18 protein-coding genes, 1 tRNA gene and 1 pseudogene are annotated in these 18,655 nt (G+C 64.5%); 9 read left to right on the top strand and 11 right to left on the bottom strand.

What is annotated here, in order from left to right:
• The 3 genes from ACSFC7_RS18845 to ACSFC7_RS18835 all read right to left on the bottom strand — a co-directional run bounded on the left by ACSFC7_RS18845 (position 1) and on the right by ACSFC7_RS18835 (position 1,223).
• Positions 1-522: a 30S ribosomal protein S4 gene (locus ACSFC7_RS18845; RefSeq protein ID WP_436344352.1), complete on the bottom strand. Its 522-nt coding sequence runs from the start codon at positions 520-522 to the stop codon at positions 1-3.
• Positions 522-1,043: a 30S ribosomal protein S13 gene (locus tag ACSFC7_RS18840; RefSeq protein ID WP_436344351.1), complete on the bottom strand. Its 522-nt coding sequence runs from the start codon at positions 1,041-1,043 to the stop codon at positions 522-524. Before ACSFC7_RS18840 ends, ACSFC7_RS18845 begins: the two co-directional genes overlap by 1 nt.
• 97 nt (positions 1,044-1,140) lie before the next feature.
• Positions 1,141-1,223: transfer RNA gene (locus tag ACSFC7_RS18835), tRNA-Ser, on the bottom strand.
• 250 nt (positions 1,224-1,473) lie between these two features.
• Between ACSFC7_RS18835 and ACSFC7_RS18830 the strand changes: the two genes are divergently transcribed.
• Genes ACSFC7_RS18830 through ACSFC7_RS18820 form a run of 3 tightly spaced genes read left to right on the top strand, consistent with a single transcriptional unit; the run spans position 1,474 to position 5,047 of the window.
• Positions 1,474-2,457 carry a DUF4129 domain-containing protein gene (locus ACSFC7_RS18830; RefSeq protein ID WP_436344350.1) on the top strand — a complete coding sequence of 328 codons (984 nt, stop codon included), beginning with the start codon at positions 1,474-1,476 and terminating at the stop codon, positions 2,455-2,457.
• Positions 2,454-4,472, top strand: coding sequence for a DUF7269 family protein (locus ACSFC7_RS18825; RefSeq protein ID WP_436344349.1), 2,019 nt, complete (start codon positions 2,454-2,456; stop codon positions 4,470-4,472). The genes ACSFC7_RS18830 and ACSFC7_RS18825 overlap by 4 nt, the downstream gene beginning before the upstream one ends.
• A complete protein-coding gene (locus tag ACSFC7_RS18820) occupies positions 4,469-5,047 on the top strand; it encodes a DUF7519 family protein (RefSeq protein WP_436344348.1) in 579 nt (192 codons plus the stop codon). Before ACSFC7_RS18825 ends, ACSFC7_RS18820 begins: the two co-directional genes overlap by 4 nt.
• 40 nt (positions 5,048-5,087) lie before the next feature.
• Here the strand turns inward: ACSFC7_RS18820 and moaA are convergent, their stop codons facing one another.
• Positions 5,088-6,107 (bottom strand): GTP 3',8-cyclase MoaA, encoded by a 1,020-nt coding sequence (gene moaA, locus ACSFC7_RS18815; protein ID WP_436344347.1) that lies wholly within the window; start codon positions 6,105-6,107, stop codon positions 5,088-5,090.
• A gap of 193 nt (positions 6,108-6,300) precedes the next feature.
• On the opposite strand from moaA, the gene ACSFC7_RS18810 reads away from it, so the two are divergent.
• From ACSFC7_RS18810 to ACSFC7_RS18800, 3 genes are all read left to right on the top strand, one after another.
• On the top strand, positions 6,301-6,966 hold the full coding sequence (locus ACSFC7_RS18810) for a helix-turn-helix domain-containing protein (RefSeq protein WP_436344346.1): 666 nt from the start codon (positions 6,301-6,303) through the stop codon (positions 6,964-6,966).
• A gap of 105 nt (positions 6,967-7,071) precedes the next feature.
• Complete coding sequence (locus tag ACSFC7_RS18805; RefSeq protein ID WP_436344345.1) at positions 7,072-7,290, top strand: hypothetical protein; 219 nt, start codon at positions 7,072-7,074, stop codon at positions 7,288-7,290.
• 702 nt (positions 7,291-7,992) lie between these two features.
• On the top strand, positions 7,993-9,345 hold the full coding sequence (locus tag ACSFC7_RS18800) for a Cdc6/Cdc18 family protein (protein ID WP_436344344.1): 1,353 nt from the start codon (positions 7,993-7,995) through the stop codon (positions 9,343-9,345).
• Between the two features lie 191 nt (positions 9,346-9,536).
• Here the strand turns inward: ACSFC7_RS18800 and ACSFC7_RS18795 are convergent, their stop codons facing one another.
• From ACSFC7_RS18795 to ACSFC7_RS18785, 3 genes and pseudogenes are all read right to left on the bottom strand, one after another.
• The gene (locus ACSFC7_RS18795; RefSeq protein WP_436347989.1) at positions 9,537-12,125 is read right to left on the bottom strand and encodes an RtcB family protein; all 2,589 of its coding nucleotides are present in this window, start codon (positions 12,123-12,125) and stop codon (positions 9,537-9,539) included.
• Positions 12,126-12,440, bottom strand: a pseudogene (locus ACSFC7_RS18790) (RtcB family protein); the annotation flags it as partial. It lies immediately after the preceding gene.
• Positions 12,441-12,593: 153 nt separating this feature from the next.
• Positions 12,594-13,067, bottom strand: a complete 474-nt coding sequence (locus tag ACSFC7_RS18785) for an archease (RefSeq protein ID WP_436344343.1) — start codon at positions 13,065-13,067, stop codon at positions 12,594-12,596.
• 187 nt (positions 13,068-13,254) lie between these two features.
• Between ACSFC7_RS18785 and ACSFC7_RS18780 the strand changes: the two genes are divergently transcribed.
• Positions 13,255-13,731, top strand: coding sequence for a GNAT family N-acetyltransferase (locus ACSFC7_RS18780; protein ID WP_436344342.1), 477 nt, complete (start codon positions 13,255-13,257; stop codon positions 13,729-13,731).
• 54 nt (positions 13,732-13,785) lie between these two features.
• Here the strand turns inward: ACSFC7_RS18780 and ACSFC7_RS18775 are convergent, their stop codons facing one another.
• The 4 genes from ACSFC7_RS18775 to ACSFC7_RS18760 form a co-directional block, all read right to left on the bottom strand.
• Positions 13,786-14,322: a winged helix-turn-helix domain-containing protein gene (locus tag ACSFC7_RS18775; RefSeq protein WP_436344341.1), complete on the bottom strand. Its 537-nt coding sequence runs from the start codon at positions 14,320-14,322 to the stop codon at positions 13,786-13,788.
• A gap of 67 nt (positions 14,323-14,389) precedes the next feature.
• Positions 14,390-15,211, bottom strand: a complete 822-nt coding sequence (locus ACSFC7_RS18770; protein WP_436344340.1) for a hypothetical protein — start codon at positions 15,209-15,211, stop codon at positions 14,390-14,392.
• Positions 15,212-15,300: 89 nt separating this feature from the next.
• A complete protein-coding gene (locus ACSFC7_RS18765; RefSeq protein WP_436344339.1) occupies positions 15,301-15,615 on the bottom strand; it encodes a hypothetical protein in 315 nt (104 codons plus the stop codon).
• 67 nt (positions 15,616-15,682) lie between these two features.
• Entirely contained in the window at positions 15,683-16,405 is a 723-nt protein-coding gene (locus ACSFC7_RS18760; RefSeq protein WP_436344338.1) for a YqjF family protein, read from the bottom strand.
• 99 nt (positions 16,406-16,504) lie between these two features.
• Here ACSFC7_RS18760 and priS point away from each other — a divergent pair, with 99 nt between their 5' ends.
• Complete coding sequence (gene priS, locus ACSFC7_RS18755) at positions 16,505-17,686, top strand: DNA primase small subunit PriS (protein ID WP_436344337.1); 1,182 nt, start codon at positions 16,505-16,507, stop codon at positions 17,684-17,686.
• Entirely contained in the window at positions 17,677-18,591 is a 915-nt protein-coding gene (locus tag ACSFC7_RS18750) for a hypothetical protein (protein ID WP_436344336.1), read from the top strand. Before priS ends, ACSFC7_RS18750 begins: the two co-directional genes overlap by 10 nt.
• The last annotated feature ends 64 nt before the right edge of the window (positions 18,592-18,655 follow it).

The raw sequence follows: 18,655 nt of genomic DNA, 5'->3' as shown, positions 1-18,655 counted from the left end.
TTATTGACCCTCCGCTCGTTCCGGGTGGAGATCGTCCGCGAGTGGGCTGTTCTCGTCGAACGCGACGAGGTCCTCCTCGTCGACGTCGACGACGTACGACGGGATGCAGTGGCGCTGTTCGCCGACGACGATGTGCCCGTGGATGATGAACTGGCGCGCCTGCTGTGGCGTGTTCGCCAGTCCCTTCCGGTAGGCAACCGTCTGGAGCCGTCGTTCGAGGACGTCCTCGATCTCGAGTGACAGGATGTCACCGAGTTCGTCGCCCTCGTCGAGGACGCCGACGCGTTTGAGCCGACCGAGGAACTCCTCGGAGCGGCGGATGACGACTTCGTCGTCCTGGGCCTGGCCGAGCAGTTCTCGAGCCTCGCGCCGGTAGGAGCGAAGCTCGGACTGTGCGCGCCAGAGCTCTTCTTTGTTCGCGAGCCCGTAGCGGTCGAGCAGGGAGTGCTCGGAGGCGATCCGTTCACCCTGATACGGGTGGTTCGGCGTCTCGTACTGTTTGGTGTCGGTTCCGAGCGGCATTATTCGTCATCCTCCTCGGCGGCGGCTTCCTCCGCCTGTTCTTCGCGGATCTCTTCGACGTTGACTCCGATGGTGCCCTCCGTACGACCGGTGGACTTGGTTCGCTGACCGCGGACCTTCTGTCCGCGCTTGTGGCGCGAGCCTTTGTAGGAGTCGATCATCTTCATCCGGTTGATGTCGTGCTGCCGGGTCAACTGGAGATCGTTGCCGATCTCGTGGGTCGTTTCCCCGGTGTAGAAGTCCGACTGGCGGTTGTTCAGCCACTCGGGAACTTCGTCAGCGTAGTTCTCTACCTGTTCGACGACCTCGTCGATGACGTCGTCATCGAGTCGACCGAACGTCGCTGTCCGGTCGACACCCGCTTCGTCGGCGATGAGCCGGGCGGTCCGTCGACCGATCCCGTTCATCTCCGAGAGCGAGCGCTCGACGGACTTCGTCCCATCGAGGTCGGTCTGACCGATGCGGACGAAGTACTGAAGGTCTTCGTCGTCCTGTTGTTCTTGAGGTTCTTCCTCGCTCATGTGTCGTGTATGTCTGTCTGGTCTGCGCGCGTTGCAAGCGTCTGGCGCAAGCGCGCCAGCGTACTGAATACTGACGACGAGTCGCCAGTATAGCCGACGTTGTGGCGGGGATTTGAACCCCGGAGGCTTGACGCCACATGGTTAGCAACCATGCGCCTTGGGCCGCTTGGCTACCACAACACCGTGTCTCTATCATCGCCCTCGCGGACTCGGGGACTGGTCCCCTACACGTATTGCACCCGAATTTACCCCCGACGGGTACTTAAGCGCAACGAAAGGTGGCCGCGACCAGGGCGAACGCACTCGGGCCGACTAACTGCCGATCGATCGACGGAACGAGTGACGACGCGCCGCTCGAACCGCATCGCGGTCGAACGATCGACCCAATGGGTCAATTTATTATCATACGGCCGTTAGCTGCCGGTAACTGGTGATCGACTCTACGCCCCTCCGTCGGTTAGCCGCCGCAGCCTGTGCGATCGTCGCCATCGCGCTCGCGGCGGCGACCGTCCGCTCGCCGCTCGAACCCGGGAGCGACGGCACGGGCGACGGCAGCGGAGGCGGTGACGGAGAGGGTATCGCCCAGCCGGCGGCGGAGGGCGCACCTGACGGGGGTATCCCGCCGTTTCTCGAGTACCTGATCGTCCTGTTGCTCGTGCTCCTCACGGTCGCGTTCGTCTGGTATCTCGTCGCGCACCGACGCGAGGCGGTCAAACTGATCGCGATCGGCCTGGTCGTCCTCTTCATCACGGCAGTGATGGTGTACGCCGTGATAGCGGTGATGCCGTTCCCCGCGGGCGAGATGGAACCGCCGGATCCCTCGGGTGGTGGAGGCGGTACCGGCGGAGACGGCCCGTCCGGATCCGGCGAGGAGGACACGTCGATCTCGAGCGGTCCGTTACTCGCCCTCCTGGCGATGATCACGGGCATCTTCCTCGTCGGACTGTTCCTCTCGCGAGATTCGGACGGCTCCGACGAGGAACGGTACGACGCTGCCCTCGCCGACGACTCGCAGGCCGACACCGAGACGACAGCGGCCGTCGGCACGGCCGCGGGAGCGGCGGCCGACCGACTCGAGGAGACCGACGAGTTCGACAACGCCGTCTATCGCGCCTGGCGGGAGATGACCCGGCCGCTCGACGTCGAGCGGCCGGACTCGAGCACGCCGCGCGAGTTCGCTCGCGCCGCCACCGACGCGGGGATGGACCGCGCCGACGTCGAGGAACTCACTCGGCTGTTCGAGGACGTCAGATACGGGGACGCACCGACGACCTCGGAGCGAGAGAGCCGAGCGATCGAGGTGCTTCGCCGGATCGAAGCCGAGTACGCCGAGTCCGCGACCGCGGACTCGAGCGACGAGCGCATCGATTCCCGGGCCGTCGAGGAGCATCGACTCCGAGGTGACGACCGGTGAACACCGCCCGTATCGCGGTCCTGCTCGGGGGCGTCACCTTCCTCGCGGCGATCGGCATCGTCGTCGGGGCACTCGAGGTCGATCTGGCCAGCGAGACCATCGTCTTCGTCGCACTCCTCGCGCTCGGGATCGGACTCATCGGTCTCTCGCGCGGCTACGGTGACCACACCCACGCCGGCACGCCCGATCCCGAGCGACGGACCGAGGTTTCGGTTCCCGGCCGATCGCTCGTCGATGCCGTCGAGGAGTTCCGCGGGATGAAGTCGGGCTACGTCGTCGACAGCAACCGGCTCACCGCCAGGCTCAGGACGGCCGCAGTCGCCGCACTGACACGCTTCGAGGGACTCTCCGACGAGGAGGCGATCCGTCGCGTCGAGGACGGCAGTTGGACCGACGACCGAACCGCAGCCGCGTTCCTCGCGGAGTCCGAGGGGCTCCCCTCGCGATCGATCCGGCAACGGCTCACGGCCATCGTCGGACGGTCCAGCGAAAGCGGGTTCCAGCGCGGCGTCCAGCACACGGTCGCCGCGATCGTTGCGATCGGTACCGAGCATTTCGCCGACGAGACCGACGACTCGACTGCCGAATCCGACCGGTCGACCGGCGATCGAGATCCGCCGCCGCTACCCGTCTACGAACGCTCGACCGGACCGCGCACCCAGTCGCGGTCGAAACACCGGACGGCGACCGACCCCGTCGACGACATCGAATCCCGTCGGCGTCGCCCGACCGGCCACTGGACCGGCGTCGGCGCCATCGCGCTGCTCGCCGTCGGGATCGGTGCGATCGCCGAGGCGCCGCCCGTCGTCCTCGCCGGCGTCGTCGGCGTCGGGTACGCCGGCTTCGCCCGCGCCCTCGAGCCGCCGGAACTCGATCTCTCCCTCGAGCGGACGCTGAGCGACGACGATCCCGACCCCGGTGACGACCTCGCGGTCACCCTGACGGTCACGAACGAGAGCGGCGCGTTCGTCCCCGACCTGCGACTCGTCGACGGCGTTCCCGCGGGGATGGCGGTCACGGAGGGGACGAGTCGGCTCGGAACCGCGTTGCGACCGGGGGAGTCGGTGACGCTCGAGTACACGGTGACCGCCCGCAGAGGAACGCACGAGTTCGATCCGGCGCTCGTGCTCGCCCTCGATCTCTCGCGATCGACGGAACGCGAGTACGTCGTCGGCGCCGACACGACGGTCGTCTGCGAGCCCTCGATGCGTCCGCTCGCGACGGCGGTGCCGCTCCGGGACGCGACGGCGGCCTACGCCGGTCGAATACGGACCGCCGAGGGCGGCTCCGGGACGACGATTCACTCCGTCCGGGAGTACCGCAAGAGCGATCCGCTCAACCGGATCGACTGGAACCGCCGCGCCAAGACCGGCGACCTCGCGACCCTCGAGTTCCACGAGGAGCGGGCGGCCCGCGTGGTCGTGTTGGTCGACACGCGGCTGGCGGCCTACCGCGCGCCGACGCCCGACGCGGCCCACGCCGTCGATCGATCGGTCGACGCCGCGGGGCGGATCGGTGCATCGCTGCTCGCGACGGGCGAAACGGTCGGTCTCGCCGCGATCGGACCGGTCGACCGCGACGGAGGCAACTCGTCGACGACCGACCCGTGCTGGCTCGCGCCGGCATCGGGTCGCCATCACGAAGTGCGATTTCGGGAGCGGCTCGCGACACATCCCCAGTTCGCGACGCTCCCCCCGGACGACGAGTGTCGCTGGCGAGGCCAACTGCGGACGATTCGACGCCGGCTCTCCAGCGATAGTCAGATCGTCTTCCTGACGCCGCTCTGTGACAACGCGTCCGTCACAATCGCCCGGCAACTCGAGGCCCACGGCCACCCGGTGACCGTCGTCAGTCCGGATCCGACGGCCGATCGCACGGCCGGCCAGCAACTGGCGCGCGTCGCTCGCCGCGTCCGAGCGATCGACCTCCAGCGAGCGGGGGTTCCGGTCGTCGACTGGCCCGACGACGAGTCGTTGGACACCGTCTTCGCACGCCACGCGGGTGGTCGTCGATGACCGAGGACGGACGTGTCGACGACCGCGGCGAGGGGATCACGCGGCGGCCCACCCTCGTCCTGAGCACCGCTGCGATCGTCGCCGTCCTGATCGGACTCCTCTCGACCGTCGTCGGACCGTCCAGCGCGCTCGCGTTCGGTGGCGTCGGTGCCGTCGTCTTCGCTATCGGGCTCGTCCGGTCGCGTCGATCGGCCCTCGACGCGGGCGCGGTGATCCTCTTCGCCGGAATCGTCGTCGCTGGCCTCGATCGAACGGCGGTCGAACCCACCGTCGTCGGAACGATCGCCGTCGTCGTCGCGTGGGATCTCGGCCACAGTGCCGTCGCCCTCGGGGACCAACTCGGTCGGGAGGCCCAGACGGTCCGACTCGAGGCGGTCCACGTCGTCTCGAGTCTCCTGATCGGGCTGCTCGCGGGGACGGTCGGCTACGCGGTCTACGTCGTCGCTGGCGGCAGTCAGCCGGCCGCAGCGGCCGTGTTTCTGTTGCTCGCCGCGGTCCTGTTGATCGTCGGTCTCGGTCGGGGCCGCGACCGATCCGCCGCCAGAAGTGGAACGAGTCTCTCGCGAGGCCGGTGAGCGCGAACCGTCCGGAAAATCGGCCGGGAGCGATCGAGGCTCAGATCTCGGCGTACTCGCCGACGTACTTGTCGTTGAGCTCCCACTCGTCGTCGCCGTTTTTGACCATGTATTCGCCGTAGTAGGGCACCCGGTTCGCGACGACCTCGCGGAACGCCTCCCGGATCTCGGGTTTGGTCATCTCGCCCATCGGCTTCAGGTCGTCGTTCCGGTTGAGACAGCCCTTCAGGTAGCCCTCGTGGGTGACGCGGACCCGGTGGCAGTTCGCACAGAACGTGGCGTTCTCGACGGGGTCGACGATCTCGACCATGCCGATACCGGGCGAGTCCGGTGAGCGTCCGTTTCCGTCGTCCGCGTCGCTGCTACCGACCCAGTATCGCTTCCGGTCGTGCATCTCGCGGTGTTCGATCTCGACGGCTCGATCGGCGAGCCAGTCGTGGACGCGCTGGATGTCGATGTTCCACTCCGGTTTGCCGGTCAACTCGGGCATGTATTCGATCAACTGTAGCTGCAGCCCCTCGTTTTCCGCGACGTGGTCGACCATCTCCGGCACGTAGCCCGCGGTGTGCTCGAAGACGACCATGTTGAGTTTGACCGGATCGAGACCGGCCTCGAGCGCCGCGTCGACGCCCTCGAGCACCTTGTCGTACGCCCCGCTCTTGGTCACGGCGGCGAAATCCTCCGGATCGAGCGCGTCCTGGGAGACGTTGACCCGCTCGAGGCCGGCGTCGACGAGGTCCTCGGCCCGTCCGGGAAGGAAGGTGCCGTTGGTCGTCAGCGAGACCTCCATCTGGTCAGGCGTCCGTCGGATGATTTCCTCGAGATCCTGCCGAAGCATCGGTTCGCCGCCGGTGAACTTGACCGCGTCGACGTCGAACTCCGCGGCGACCTCGAGAAACGTGACGACGTCGTCGGTCGACATCTCGTCGTCCTGGGGATCCATCGGTCCTCGGGTGTCGCCCAATCCCTCGTTGTGACAGTAGACGCAGTCGAAGTTACACCGATCGGTGAGAGAAACCCGAACCCCGGTAACCTCCCGCCCGAACTCGTCGGTGAGCATACCATCCGATTGCAGGTGGATCCGCTTAAACACGCCGGGTGTTTCCACCCGTACGTAACCGGTTTAGGTTGCGTTCTCGGTCGGAGCGGTCGCACTCCCGCGTCGCGTCTCGGCGTCCCGAGTCGAGACGCGATCGATTCCAGTCTCGGTTTCGGATCGATTACTATTGGGGAAGGACGTGGTAGATAGTGACATGAGTACGATCGCAGAACTGACGATTCCCGCCGAGGAGTTCGCCCTCCGGGAGACGCTCGAGGCCACGGACGCCGTCGGGGTCGAGATCGAGCGCGTCGTCGCGTACGATCCCGACTACGTCATGCCGTACGTCTGGTTCGACGGCGACGAATCGACGCTTTCCACGCTTCACGACGCGCTCGCGGACGACCCGAGCGTCGAGGAGTACGAGTTGCTCACCGATCTGGACGACGAGCGGCTCTACCGACTGAACTGGGTGGACGACGTCACCGTCATCATCCACCTCCTGACCGAAGAGCAGGCGACGATTCTGGACGCGAGCGTCGAGGAAAGACACTGGCGGTTCCGGGTGCTCTTCCCGGAACGCGAGTCGCTCTCGAGCACGTACGAGTTCGCCTCCGACCGCGGCCTGACCGTCGATATTCAGAAGATCCACCAGCTCGAGGACGATCGACACGGCCTCTACGGCCTGACCGACGCTCAGTACGAGACGCTCGTCGCGGCCCTCGATCGCGGCTACTACCAGATCCCCCGCGATATGGACATGGAGGCGCTGTCGGACGAACTCGGGATCTCCCATCAGGCGCTCTCCGAACGGCTCCGGCGCGCACATCAGACGCTCGTGCAGGAGGCCATCGACGTCGGCACCGACGACGAGCGATAGTGCGCTCGGTCGCCGTCGCTCGAGAGGACCCAGTCGTTCGAGCGGGTTCGGAGCGCTCGAGCGGTCGGCACAAGAACTACCCGGATCAGCCTCGAACGAGGCGGTATGGACGAGGACATGCTCGAAGACCAGCGCCGCCTCGTGGAACTCATCGAGGAGGAGGGCTGGGACGTGACCGATCTCGAAATTTCGGCGTACGACAGCCCGTGGGCCGACGAGGACGACCCCGAGGCGACGGTGACGATTACGGCGCGAAAGCCGTACGAGAGCGAGAACGACGAGGGCGACGGAGCGAACGACGACAATCCGTTTCGGCTGAAGTAACGTGGACGTGTACGGGACGGCTCCGTCTCAGTAGGCGACTCCGTTTCGGAGAAATCATCCGACGGATTCGAACTCGGTACCGAACGCTCCGTGACTGCTCCGTGGATTGATTCGAGGGACGTAGCATCTCCGTTCCGAGTCGTCCCTCACACTGTATTCGAAATGAAATTCCTTCTAGCAGCGTCTAGAGAGTGACCCTCACACACCGTGTTCGAAATGAAATCTAGCCGCCGGATCCGATTTTTGGCCCGTTAGCCATCGTAGATGGCGGAAACACCGGTTCGGCGCGAGGTTCCGTGTTTTTCATCTCGATCACGGTACTCGAGCGCCGGTCACGGTGCTCCCTAGTTCGCTGTTGGCGGTCACCGATCCCTCCATTTCTCCGTTTCATTTCGATCACGGTGTGGGACTGATCCAGGACGTTCGTCCGTACTCGCGCCCTTCCAATTTCATATCGACAACGGTGCCTTCATTTCGACAACGGTCCGCTTCGACTTTCATTTCGCTCACAGTGTCTTCATTTCGGCGACGGTGGGTACCGGGGATTCATTTCGACAACGGTGCCTTCATTTCGCCGGGAGTCGCCGCACTTCGGAGACCGACACGGCTTCTTCCCGAATCATTTCGACCACGGACCCTTCATTACGACCACAGCCCACTCATTTCGAAAGAGGTATTGCAGTTTCGTGAGCAGTGCCGATAATGGATCAGGAGCCATCGACCGCTCGAGGAGACGGGGACGACGATGGCACGCCCCGGTCCCCCGAGTCGTCTATCGTCGATAGCATCCTCGATGGCGAACGGAAGACCGTCTTCGAGAACAAGCAACTCGTCGATTCGAACACGATCGTCGATCACAACCGGATCTACGGCCGCGACGAACAACTGGCGGCCGAAGCGCGTGCGTTCCGCGATACCCTCGACGGCGAACGTCCTCCGGATCTCCTGCTGTACGGACCGAGCGGCACCGGGAAAAGTCTCACCGTGAAAGCGGTCGCCGAGAAGGTGCGAGAACGCGCCACGCAGAACGAGATCACCTTCGACTTCGTCGCCGTGAACTTCAAGACGATGGAGTCGCACTCGCTGGATCGCGCCGTCTGGAAACTCGGGCATCAGACCGCGAAAAAGGCCGGCGTCGCGTGGGACATCCCGCGGAAGGGCGTTTCAACGGACGCGAAATACGTTCGCCTCTACGAGATCGTCGACCGTCACTTCGACGCGCTCGTGTTCATTCTCGATGAGATCGACGCCCTCACCGGCCGCGTCGGTGAAGACGAGCCCGCGTACTCCCGATTGCTGTATAGCCTGAGCCGAGTGATGGCCGAACAACACGTGGATACCCTCGTCTCGACGGTCGTGATCACCAACCACCCCAAGTTCCGCGAGAACTTGGACAGCAGAACCGACAGTTCGTACAATCCGACCGGCATCCACTTCTCCGATTACGACGCGACTGAACTCATCGAGATCCTCAACCGTCGACGCGACGCGTTCAAGGAGGGCGCGCTCGAGGACGGCGTCATCGAACTGGTGGCCGCCTACGGGGCGAAAAACGAGGGCGACGCGCGGCGAGCGATCGACCTGCTTCGCGACGCGGGTGAGATCGCGAACCGGAACGGGGAGACGGTCGTCACGGAACAACACGTCCACGCGGCCAACGATTCGGTCGTGAAGAACCGCGTGCTCGAGATGGTCGGCGGAATGACCCTCCAGAAGAAGCTCTCGCTCTACGCCGCGGCAGTCGTCGCGGACGTGAATAACGGGGCCGCCCCGAGTCCGGCAGTCTACACGCTGTATCGAGAGATTTGCCAGCGCACCGACCGCGACGTCTATACCCAGGAGACCGTCAACAGCCACATCAACAAGGCGGGAACGTACGGCGTTCTCGAGAGCGAGCGGACGAGCGGCGGGTTCAAAAGCGGCGTCCACCTCGTGTTCACGTTCACGGAACCGGTCGAGGCCGTCCTCGAGACGCTCGAGGAAGACGATACGTTCGACGAACTCGATCTATCGATCGCTCGCTCGATCGCACGCCACTCTCTCCGCGACTCGTGATACGGTCAGCTGTAACTGTTTACCGGAGCGACCGCAGGACGGCTCACGGTCGTTCCGAAAATGACTTACAGCGGCCCGTATGAGGTGCTCCGCGTCGTATTCGACGTCAAATCTCGGGCCTCGGGCAGTAACTCCCGAGACGGAGGCAGTGCTCCCGTACGTATCGAACGAAGAGCGGTCCGGCGTTGCTGTCACCCCTTGATGTTACATACGGGGAACGTCCGCGCCACCTTGTCGCCGATACCGAGTTCGTCGGAGACGCGGACGACCTCGTCGACGTCCTTGTAGACGCCGGGGGCCTCCTCGGCCACCGTCGACCCCGACTGCGCTTTGACGTAGATCTGGTCCTGTTCCTCGAGCTCCTGCTGGACGTCGCCGCCCCAGAACTCGTCTTTGGCCTGCGTGCGACTCATCAGTCGCCCCGCCCCGTGAGCCGTCGAACCGAAGGTGAGATCCATCGAGTTCTCGCCGCCCCGCAGAACGTAGCTTCCGGCACCCATGCTGCCGGGAATGATGACCGGCTGGCCGACCTCCCGGTAGGCCGCCGGGACCTCGGGATGGCCTGCGGGGAAGGCGCGCGTGGCACCCTTGCGGTGGACGTAGAGTTCCCGCTGCTCACCATCGTCGGTCACCGTATGGGTCTCCTTCTTCGCGATGTTGTGCGCCACGTCGTACAGCAGGTCCATCTCCATCTCCTGCCAGGAACGGTCGAAGACGCGCTCGAAGACCTGGCGCGTCCGGTGCATGATCAGCTGGCGGTTGACCCACGCGAAGTTGATCGCCGCGTTCATCGCGCCGTAGTAGTCCTCGGCGAGCTGCGAGCCGGCCGGTGCGGCCGCCAGCTCCTTGTCCGGGAGTTGGTCCAGGAGACCCTGGTGTTGCTTTTCGATTTTGCGCAGATAGTCGTTACACGTCTGGTGGCCCAGCCCCCGCGAGCCGCAGTGGATCAACACGACGATCTGGTCCTCCTCGAGGCCGTACGCCGCGCCCACGTCGCCATCGAAGACGTCGGTCACGCGCTGGACCTCGAGGAAGTGGTTCCCCGACCCGAGCGAGCCGATCTGGTTCTTCCCGCGGTCCTTGGCCTTCTGGCTCACCTTCTCGGGGTCCGCACCCTCGCGCATCCCTTCGTCCTCGCAGTGGAGCAGGTCCTCCTCGACGGCGTGGCCGTTCTCGAGCGCCCAGTCGACGCCCCGGGCGAGGATTTCGTCGACCGTGTCGACGCCGGCTTCGACGATGCCGCCGCCGCCGAGTCCTGACGGGATGTTGGTAAATAGCGAGTCGACGAGCTCCCGTTCGTTGCCCTGCAGCTCGTCGTACGTCAGGTTCGTCCGCATCATCCGGACGCCGCAGTTGGAAACGACGAATCCGTCGGCCACGAAATTGTGTGCGTCGTGGGCAACACCGATGTCGTACACTGGCTGCTTTTCATCGACCGTATCGACCGAACGAATCTGAGCTGAAACGGTGTAATCGTCACCAATCGTGATTGTTTCACAGTAATCGTCGAATCCCGGAAACTCTGAAGGTGGTCGCGGTCGACCGCTTCGTCCCCCCCAGATACTTCGTTCGATGAATCGTTCGTTGATCTCGAATTCCGACTTGATATCGCTCGCTGGCGTTCCGCCATCGGCCATCGCTTTGGCCTCACGAGCGACCGTCGCCCGACGGTCGATCACTGCTTCTTTCGTCTTGAGATACTGGACTGCTTTGGCCGCTTTTCGGCGCTTTTCGTGGTTGTAGCGGTACCCGACGGTCGAAAAGAACCGGATCAGGTTCTCGGAGTCGTTTTTGATTCCGAGTCGAAGCCGAATGGTCTCTCTATCGGCACTCGAGTCCGTCTCAAAACGTTCGATCTCGTTCGTTTCGATGTCGAGATCACCGAGGAACGAGGCAAGACCCGCCATGAATTCCTCACCGGCGTCTGCCATATCGGCGACCCGTGTCTGCGACACTTTCGGACAGTACAGGTTCTTGTCGTGCTGGGCCGCAGGGACGTTCATTTCGGCACCGAAATAGGCTGAGACGTACAGCGTTTTCTGCCAGTTCGTCAGCCGATCGAAGAACCACGGTGTCGTAAAGTCGGATTCGATCTTTCGTCCGTCGGGTGCACCGAGTGCGAGAAGGACTTTTTGGAACGCTTTCGAGGTCGACCGGACGCTGTACTCCGTCGTCTCGAACGATTTGCCGTCAATTTCGTGTGATCGCTCTCGCTCGTAGATTTTCGATGGGGTGAATCCGGTCGCTTCGATGTCGTCTTGAATCGAATCGAGATCCACAGGTTCGCCGTAGAACCACGTCTGCCCGCCACTTCCGATCGCACCGTCTCCGGTGTGGAATCCGACGAGTTTGAGGAACCGATTGAACGCGTCGTCGGTCGACTTCAACGGCAGGAGATCACGCTCCTCGAGTGCCCGAACGAGTTGTGGATTCTCGTCGGCGAAGTCGTCCTCGCTGAGAACCGTGAACTCCTCGGGTTCTTCGTCGGGGAGGCCGCGGAACGGCTGCAGGAGTACCTCGTCGCCTTCGGTGAGATCCTCGAGCGGGCGCATTCCGTTCGGCGTTCGGAGGGGGTGATCTGCAGTTGCGGTGATCCGATCGCCGGTTTCCGTTTCTACTTTGTACACCGTCGCGTTTTCCCGTTCGGTGAACAGACGGATCGGTGACGGGGTGAGTTCGTCTCCGGCAACCATCGCGTTCTCTTCTTCGAACCGGTCCTCGAGGTCTTCGATCGGAAGACGACGACCGTGCTCGAGAAGTACGTCCGTATCTCCCGTCAAGCAGTTGATGTCGTAGCCGACCGCTCCCGGCGAAATACAGCCGGTTTCGGCGTCCAGTGCGCCGACCCCGCCGACGGGGAAGCCGTAGCCCTGGTGGCCGTCGGGCATACAGATCGCGTAGTTGGTAATTCCGGGCAGGTGGGTCGTGTTTGTGATCTGCTCGAGCGTCTTGTCGTCCTCGATCTGCTCGAGGAGCGCTTCGCTCGCGAGCACTCGCGCGGGGACGCGCATGTCACCCTCCCGCGGAATCTCCCAGACGTAGTCACGCACTTTCTCGAGCGTGATGCCGTCGGCGTCGAACGTGGTGTCGCTCATACGCACATCTCGACGCCGGACGGTGAAAGAAGTTCGTCTCTGCCGCCGCCGTCGCCGGTCGGAATCGCTGTCACCGGACGTTCGAAACCGATCTCGAGCGATCGAGAGACGCGAGACCGTCAGTCGCCGCCGGTCGGGACTGTTTCGACGCGCTCAGACGTCGAAGACGACGTAGGACTCCCAGCCGCCGTCGGATTCCGGGTCGCCGACTCGCTCCAGACGCATCTCCGAGTAGGTCACGGCCTTCACCTCGCGCGCGTCGATCTCGTCGAGCGGGACGCCGCGAGTGCTGGCCTCAAGGGTCCACGTGTCCTCGTCGCCCCCAACGTCGTTCCCGTCCGACTCCACGATTCGCTCGACGCGGTGGTCGACCGGAAGTTCCGCGCGCACGTCCCGCTCGTAGATCAGTTCGTCGAGGTAATCGAACAGCAGGGCCTCGCGGTTCTCCGCGCTCACGGAGAGCGAAAACCGGTCACCCGTCTCGTCGGGAACGTCGTCCGCCGAGGCGGCTGCGAGGCCGTCGGCGACCGCGGCGAAGACGGCCTCGAGCGTGTCGCCGGTCGCTGCGACCGCGACGTCGGCCGTGTGATCCCGGAGTTCGAAGCGTCCGCCCTGTGCTCGTGTCATCGGTCGTTGGCCAGGGGTTCGACGACCGGGGTGGTATGCCCGTCGGTTTCGTGGCGAACGGCACCGCCGGAACGCACCGTTCGACGAGCGATCGACGGAGAGCGCTCTCGAAGCGGGTCACTCGTCTGATATTTCGAACGATTGACTGCCGGTGGAATTATATTGGCGACGCTGGTAGGGTGCAATAGTGAGCGTCAATATCGACAGTTGCGTCGTCACGCCGGGGAGTGACGACTTCGTCGACGAAGCCTGGCAGCTCAAGGAGGAGATCAATCAGCAGGAAGGCGTGCTCAAACAGCGCCACGACTTCTTCTCCGACGCGTATCGTCGCTCGACGGTCCACTGTTACGTTCGGGAGGGGGAACTGATCGGGTTCGCGGCCGTTCGACGCGACGGCTACATTCTCTTTCTGGCGGTCTCGCCCGACCTTCGCGGTGAGGGGATCGGCAAACAACTCGTCGCGCGCGTCGCCGAAGACCACGATACGATCACGTGCCACGCCCGGACGAGCAACGAGAACGCCCTCCAGTTCTACGAACACCTGGGGTTCGAGATCAAACGCCGCATCGACGACTACTACGAGGACGGCGGCGACGCCTACTACCTGAAACTCGGCTCCGACGTCGGGATCACCGACAAGATCTCGGAACTGATGCGTCGGTAGCCGACGGATCGAGCGACTGCGGCGGCGCTGAGACGAACGCTCGACGAGCCCGGACTATCCGTCGGTATCGCCTCGGGCGGCCCCCTCGATGAACGCTCGGCGAAGAACCGTCAACAGCAGATACGTCTCGTACTTCTGGTCGCGGCAGTGCTCGCACGGCGCCATCTCGTCGGCGATCCGGTCGATCGTCTCGCCGTACTCCGACTCGAGGCCGGCCACGAGCTCCGCCACCTCCGGTGCGAGGAACGCGGCCATTTCCGCGACGTCCTCCCGCGCACCGTCGGGGAGCGCGTACGAGAGGACGATCGTGTTCGCGCGGTAGTACTTCGTCGTCCCGCCGTTGCGCTCCTCGAGGCGTGCGACCTCGACGAGACCGGCGTCCCGGAGTTCGTTGACGTGGTGGCGCACCGTGTTGCGGGTCCGGTCGTAGCCCCGCGCCTCGAGGTCGTCGTCGATCTCCGCGACGGAGCGTTCCCCCTCCGCGAGCATGTCGAGGATCATCGCGCGAACGGGCTCGTCGACGGCGCTCGAGACGTTCGTGTCCCGGACCGCGACGTCTTCGACCGTGACGTCCGACGTGAATTCGGCCATTATCTGGGGTTGGCGGGCGAGTCGTAAAAGTCGTTCAGCCGAACGGCCGCTCGGGAGTGTGACTCGGCTACCGACGCGTGTCTCGAGCCTCGCACTGCCGCTGCGGTGGCGCGCGCTGTCGATCGTCCCGAACGAGAGTGAGGGGCGATCGACGACTATGTGCGAGGGATGAGCGAGTGAGCCTGCGAACGAGCGAATCGGCTGGGGAGGACGTGGCAATCCTCGCCGCCAGTGTCGGCCGACAGAACCGTCCGGTGCCGAACTGCTCGTGCTGACGGGCCAGGACGTCTACAACCGCGAATCGTCTGACCGAGAGCACGCCGAGCACGAGGAGCGCTGGCGCCATCGCCACGGCCACGACCGTGCTAAACTCTTCGATCCGCCACTCGATCGGATACAGCGCCGCGACGAAAAAGGAGAGCCCCGCCACGATCGCCGCGACGTAGCCGCGATCACGGACCGGGACGAAGTCGATCGTGAAGCTGAACGTCACCGGAATGCCGAGTCCGAGCGTCGTCGAGCAGACGACCACCCAGAGGAGGAACTGCTCCGGCGTGCTCACGGCGGGTGCGGCGACGGTAAGAACCAACTGGACGGCCAGCACGCAAAAGAGCAGCCTGAATTTCACGTACAGGTCGGTGCTCCAGCCGCGGCGGTCCATCAGGACACCGCTCGCCACGGCGACCACGAGCGTGAGGAGTGCGAGCGCGGCCATCGCCATCGATACCTCCCGAGAACGCATTCCGGCGAGTCGCGTCCCGAGATCGATCAGTCCCAACTGAACGAAAGTGAGGTTGTAGTAGTAGCCCGCCGCGAGCGCCGAAATGTAGATCAGATAGCCGGTGACCGGAATCCACTGCCGCTGCCGAACGAACTCGAAGAGTTTCATCGACCGACGCTAGCTGAGCGGGGCGAACGTACTACTGCCACCGAATGCGTCGTCCGTGCGGGGCACCAGTACGGTCGGTTTCTCACGTCTCACTCCTCTTCGTCGCCGAGTAGGTACCTGAGCGCGACGTACAGCGCGACGAACAGCACGACGAAGACTGCCAGTCCCTGAACGGCCATCGTGAGCCCGCTCTTGCCCCCGGTATCGGATTCCTCGTCTGCAGTCGGTTCGTCGCCGTCGCGTCGTTCGTCGAGTGGGTCACCAGTCGTTTCGCCGACGGCCTCGAGAATGGGCTCGCGTAGTGGCGTTTCAAGTGCCATGCGCACCGCTTCCGAGACGAGCAGTTGGAGCAGTTCGTTCTCCAGATCGACGTCGTCGATTACCGCGTCGAGTGACGGAACCATCTGTCTGTCACGTGAGTACACTGTGCAACCGGATAACTGTTACACGAGGAACCGGGCTCCATCGGATCTATCTCGCGTTCGAATCGGCTCTCTCCGAGTCACCTGTACGGATACTCTCGGAAGCGATCGTCTCGACACCGGGGCTGTAGAAGTGAACGGGATCGGAATCCGGGGTCGCGAACCCGTTCGCTCGAAAGAGCGTGTTGGTCTCGATTTCGACGTCCGCATCGTACAGTGGCCACGGGTCGTGGTCGATGGTGGCGTAGCGGAGCGTCCCGTCCGGCGCTTCGGTGTAGTAGCGGTATCGCGCCGTGAGGAATCGGGCGAGCGTGTCCGGTTCGGCAGCGTACCGGTCGCCGACCGGTCCGTACGTCGCGTCGAACTGAACCGGCCGGGCTCCGGGATGACGACGACGGTTCGCGAATCGAATTCGACCGTTTACCGTGCGAAGATCGATGGTAGCGTAATAGTACGGGAGGTGGTGGAAGAGTCGAGCGCCGAGAACCGCGAGGAGTCCGTCGGCGTCGAGACTGAAGAAGTACACGCCCGGCGTGCCGTCGTACGTCACGTAAGTCCGGAGATTGAGTTCGGGGAGCGGGAGCCCTGCGCCGGACGGGAGCAGCCGCGGCCGTACGTCGACGTTCGTAAACGGAACGACCGAGAGCCACGCCCGCCCGTCGTACGTATCGAGTGTCAGCGCTTTCGGGAGGTGGGTCTCGACTGCGGCCGGATCGACTGGCCAGTTAGCGAAGAGGACGTGCCGCCAGCCCATGTGCAGTGATCCGATCATCGGTTCACTTCAACCGAGGACTACGACGCGGAAATAGGTGCGTTCGGAGTCGACCATTCGGCAGGATTATACCACCTCACCCACGACTACCCCAGACGCATGGAGGAGCGAACGAGGGCCTATCTTCGCGGTCGATTTCGCGATCACTACCGGCGGACGGAGATCACGCCGCCGCCCGCGGCCAACGAGCGCGAGTGGGGCTACATCCCCTGGACCGAAGGCCCGGATACGACGATGGTCCGCCACCGGTCGCTCCTCGAGTTGGGCGATCTCTCGGAGTTCCTCGTCCGCAAACGGCCACAGCACGTCTACTTCTCGGCGGGCCGGTTCCGCGACCCCGGCGCGAGTTCGATGAGCGCGAAAGACTGGCAGTCCGCCGACCTCGTCTTCGACCTGGACGCGGACCACCTGCCGAGCGTGACGCTCGGCGAGGACTCCTACGCCGAGATGCTCGCCAAGTGTAAGGACGCGCTCCTTCGGTTACTCGAGTTCCTGGAGGACGATTTCGGCTTCGAGGACCTCGAGTTCGTCTTCTCGGGCGGCCGCGGCTACCACGTCCACGTCCGCGACGAGAACGTGCTCCACCTCGATCGCGAGCACCGCCGAGAGATCGTCGACTACGTTCGCGGCATCGGGATGGACTACGAGGAACTGATCGAGACCGAGACCGTCGCGGGACTCGGCCGCAAGACGCCGACGGAGCGACGGACGCTCGAGATCGACGGCGGCTGGGGCGCGCGAACCCACGACCACCTGATGGCGTTCGTCGACGAACTGCTCGAGATGGACGACGAGGACGCCTTGGAGCGTCTCCAGGCGTTCGACGGCATCGGCGAGGGGAAGGCGACGGCGACGCTCAACGCCGCCCGTAACAACCGCGAGCAACTCGAGGCGGGCAACGTCACCGTCCACACCGCGGTCTCCCAACTGGCCGAGCGATTCGCCACCCAGGCGGTCGAGCGCGACAACGCGCCGATCGACGAGCCGGTAACCACCGACACGAACCGTCTCATCCGCCTGCCGGGGAGCCTGCACGGCGGCAGCGGACTGAAAACGGTTCGCCTCGAGCGGGACGAGATCGAGGACTTCGACCCCCTAGACGACGCCGTCCCCGACACGTTTCGGGGCCACGAGATCAGCGTCGACGTGACCCGGGGCGGCGAGGTCGAACTCGGTGGGGATAGTTTTACGGTCACGGAGGGTGACCAGTCACTACCAGAGTACGTCGCCGTGTTCCTGATGGCACGCGGCCGCGCCGAGAAGGAGAAAGAATGGATTTAGACGAGTTGCGTTCGGTCCAGAGCAAGGAGCGCCAGAAGGATAGCCTCCAGAATCTGCGCCCCTCGTTCTACCAGGAGGTCGGCGAGTACATCGCCGACCTCGAGGACGAACGCGACCGCGTCGCCGAGCAGGCCGACGATCCCTTTTCCTCGCCCGAAGTCGGCCGACTCACCGACGAGATCGAGACCGCCAAGGACGTCGTCGAAGCCATCTACGAGCGTCGCATGGGCAAACTCGTCAAACAGGCCAGCCTCGCCGCGGCCGGGATGCCGGCCGACGACGACGGCCTCACTGCGGAAGAGGCCGACCTCTTCGACGACCTCGTGGATCGAATCTCCTCGAACAAAACGCGTGTGCTCGACGTCCTCGAGGGTCTCGAGACCGAGGCTGGGACCGGTGCCAGCGACGGATCCGATCCTGCGGCCGGAGCCGACGCCGGTGTCGACCCCGATCCGACGACTGTCGATCCGATCGACGATTCCGGCACGACGGACCCCGACGCACCGTCCGAGGACGCGCCGCCGGTGCCACCGCAGGATCCACCGGCCGACGTCGACTCCCCTCCCGCGGCCGACGGGAGCGAGACGCCCACCGAGGGGTCCGACGGCTCGAGTGGCGTGACGCCCGCGGACGTCATGGGCGGCGACGGGCCGGAGATCGACGACGCCGATTCGCCGTCAGAGGCGGCACCGACACCGTCGGACAATGTCAGTACTGCTTCTGGAGCGGAGGCGAACGATGCCGACGACGTCGAGCGCGTGACCGTCAAGATCACCCGCGACATCGGCTCGATTCTCGGTGTCGACGACCGCGAGTACTCGCTCTCGACCGACGACATCGTTACCCTGCCCGAACAGAACGCGACGCCGTTGCTCGAGCAGGAAGCGGCCGAATCGCTCGAGTAACAGGTACTGTTCGAACGCAATCCTGCCGGCGAGTCCGTCTCGAACACGTCCGTGGGTCGATGCG

It is taken from the genome of Natronorubrum halobium (genome assembly GCF_051351675.1).
GTDB lineage: Archaea > Halobacteriota > Halobacteria > Halobacteriales > Natrialbaceae > Natronorubrum.
This window is presented reverse-complemented; position numbering and strand designations above follow the sequence as displayed.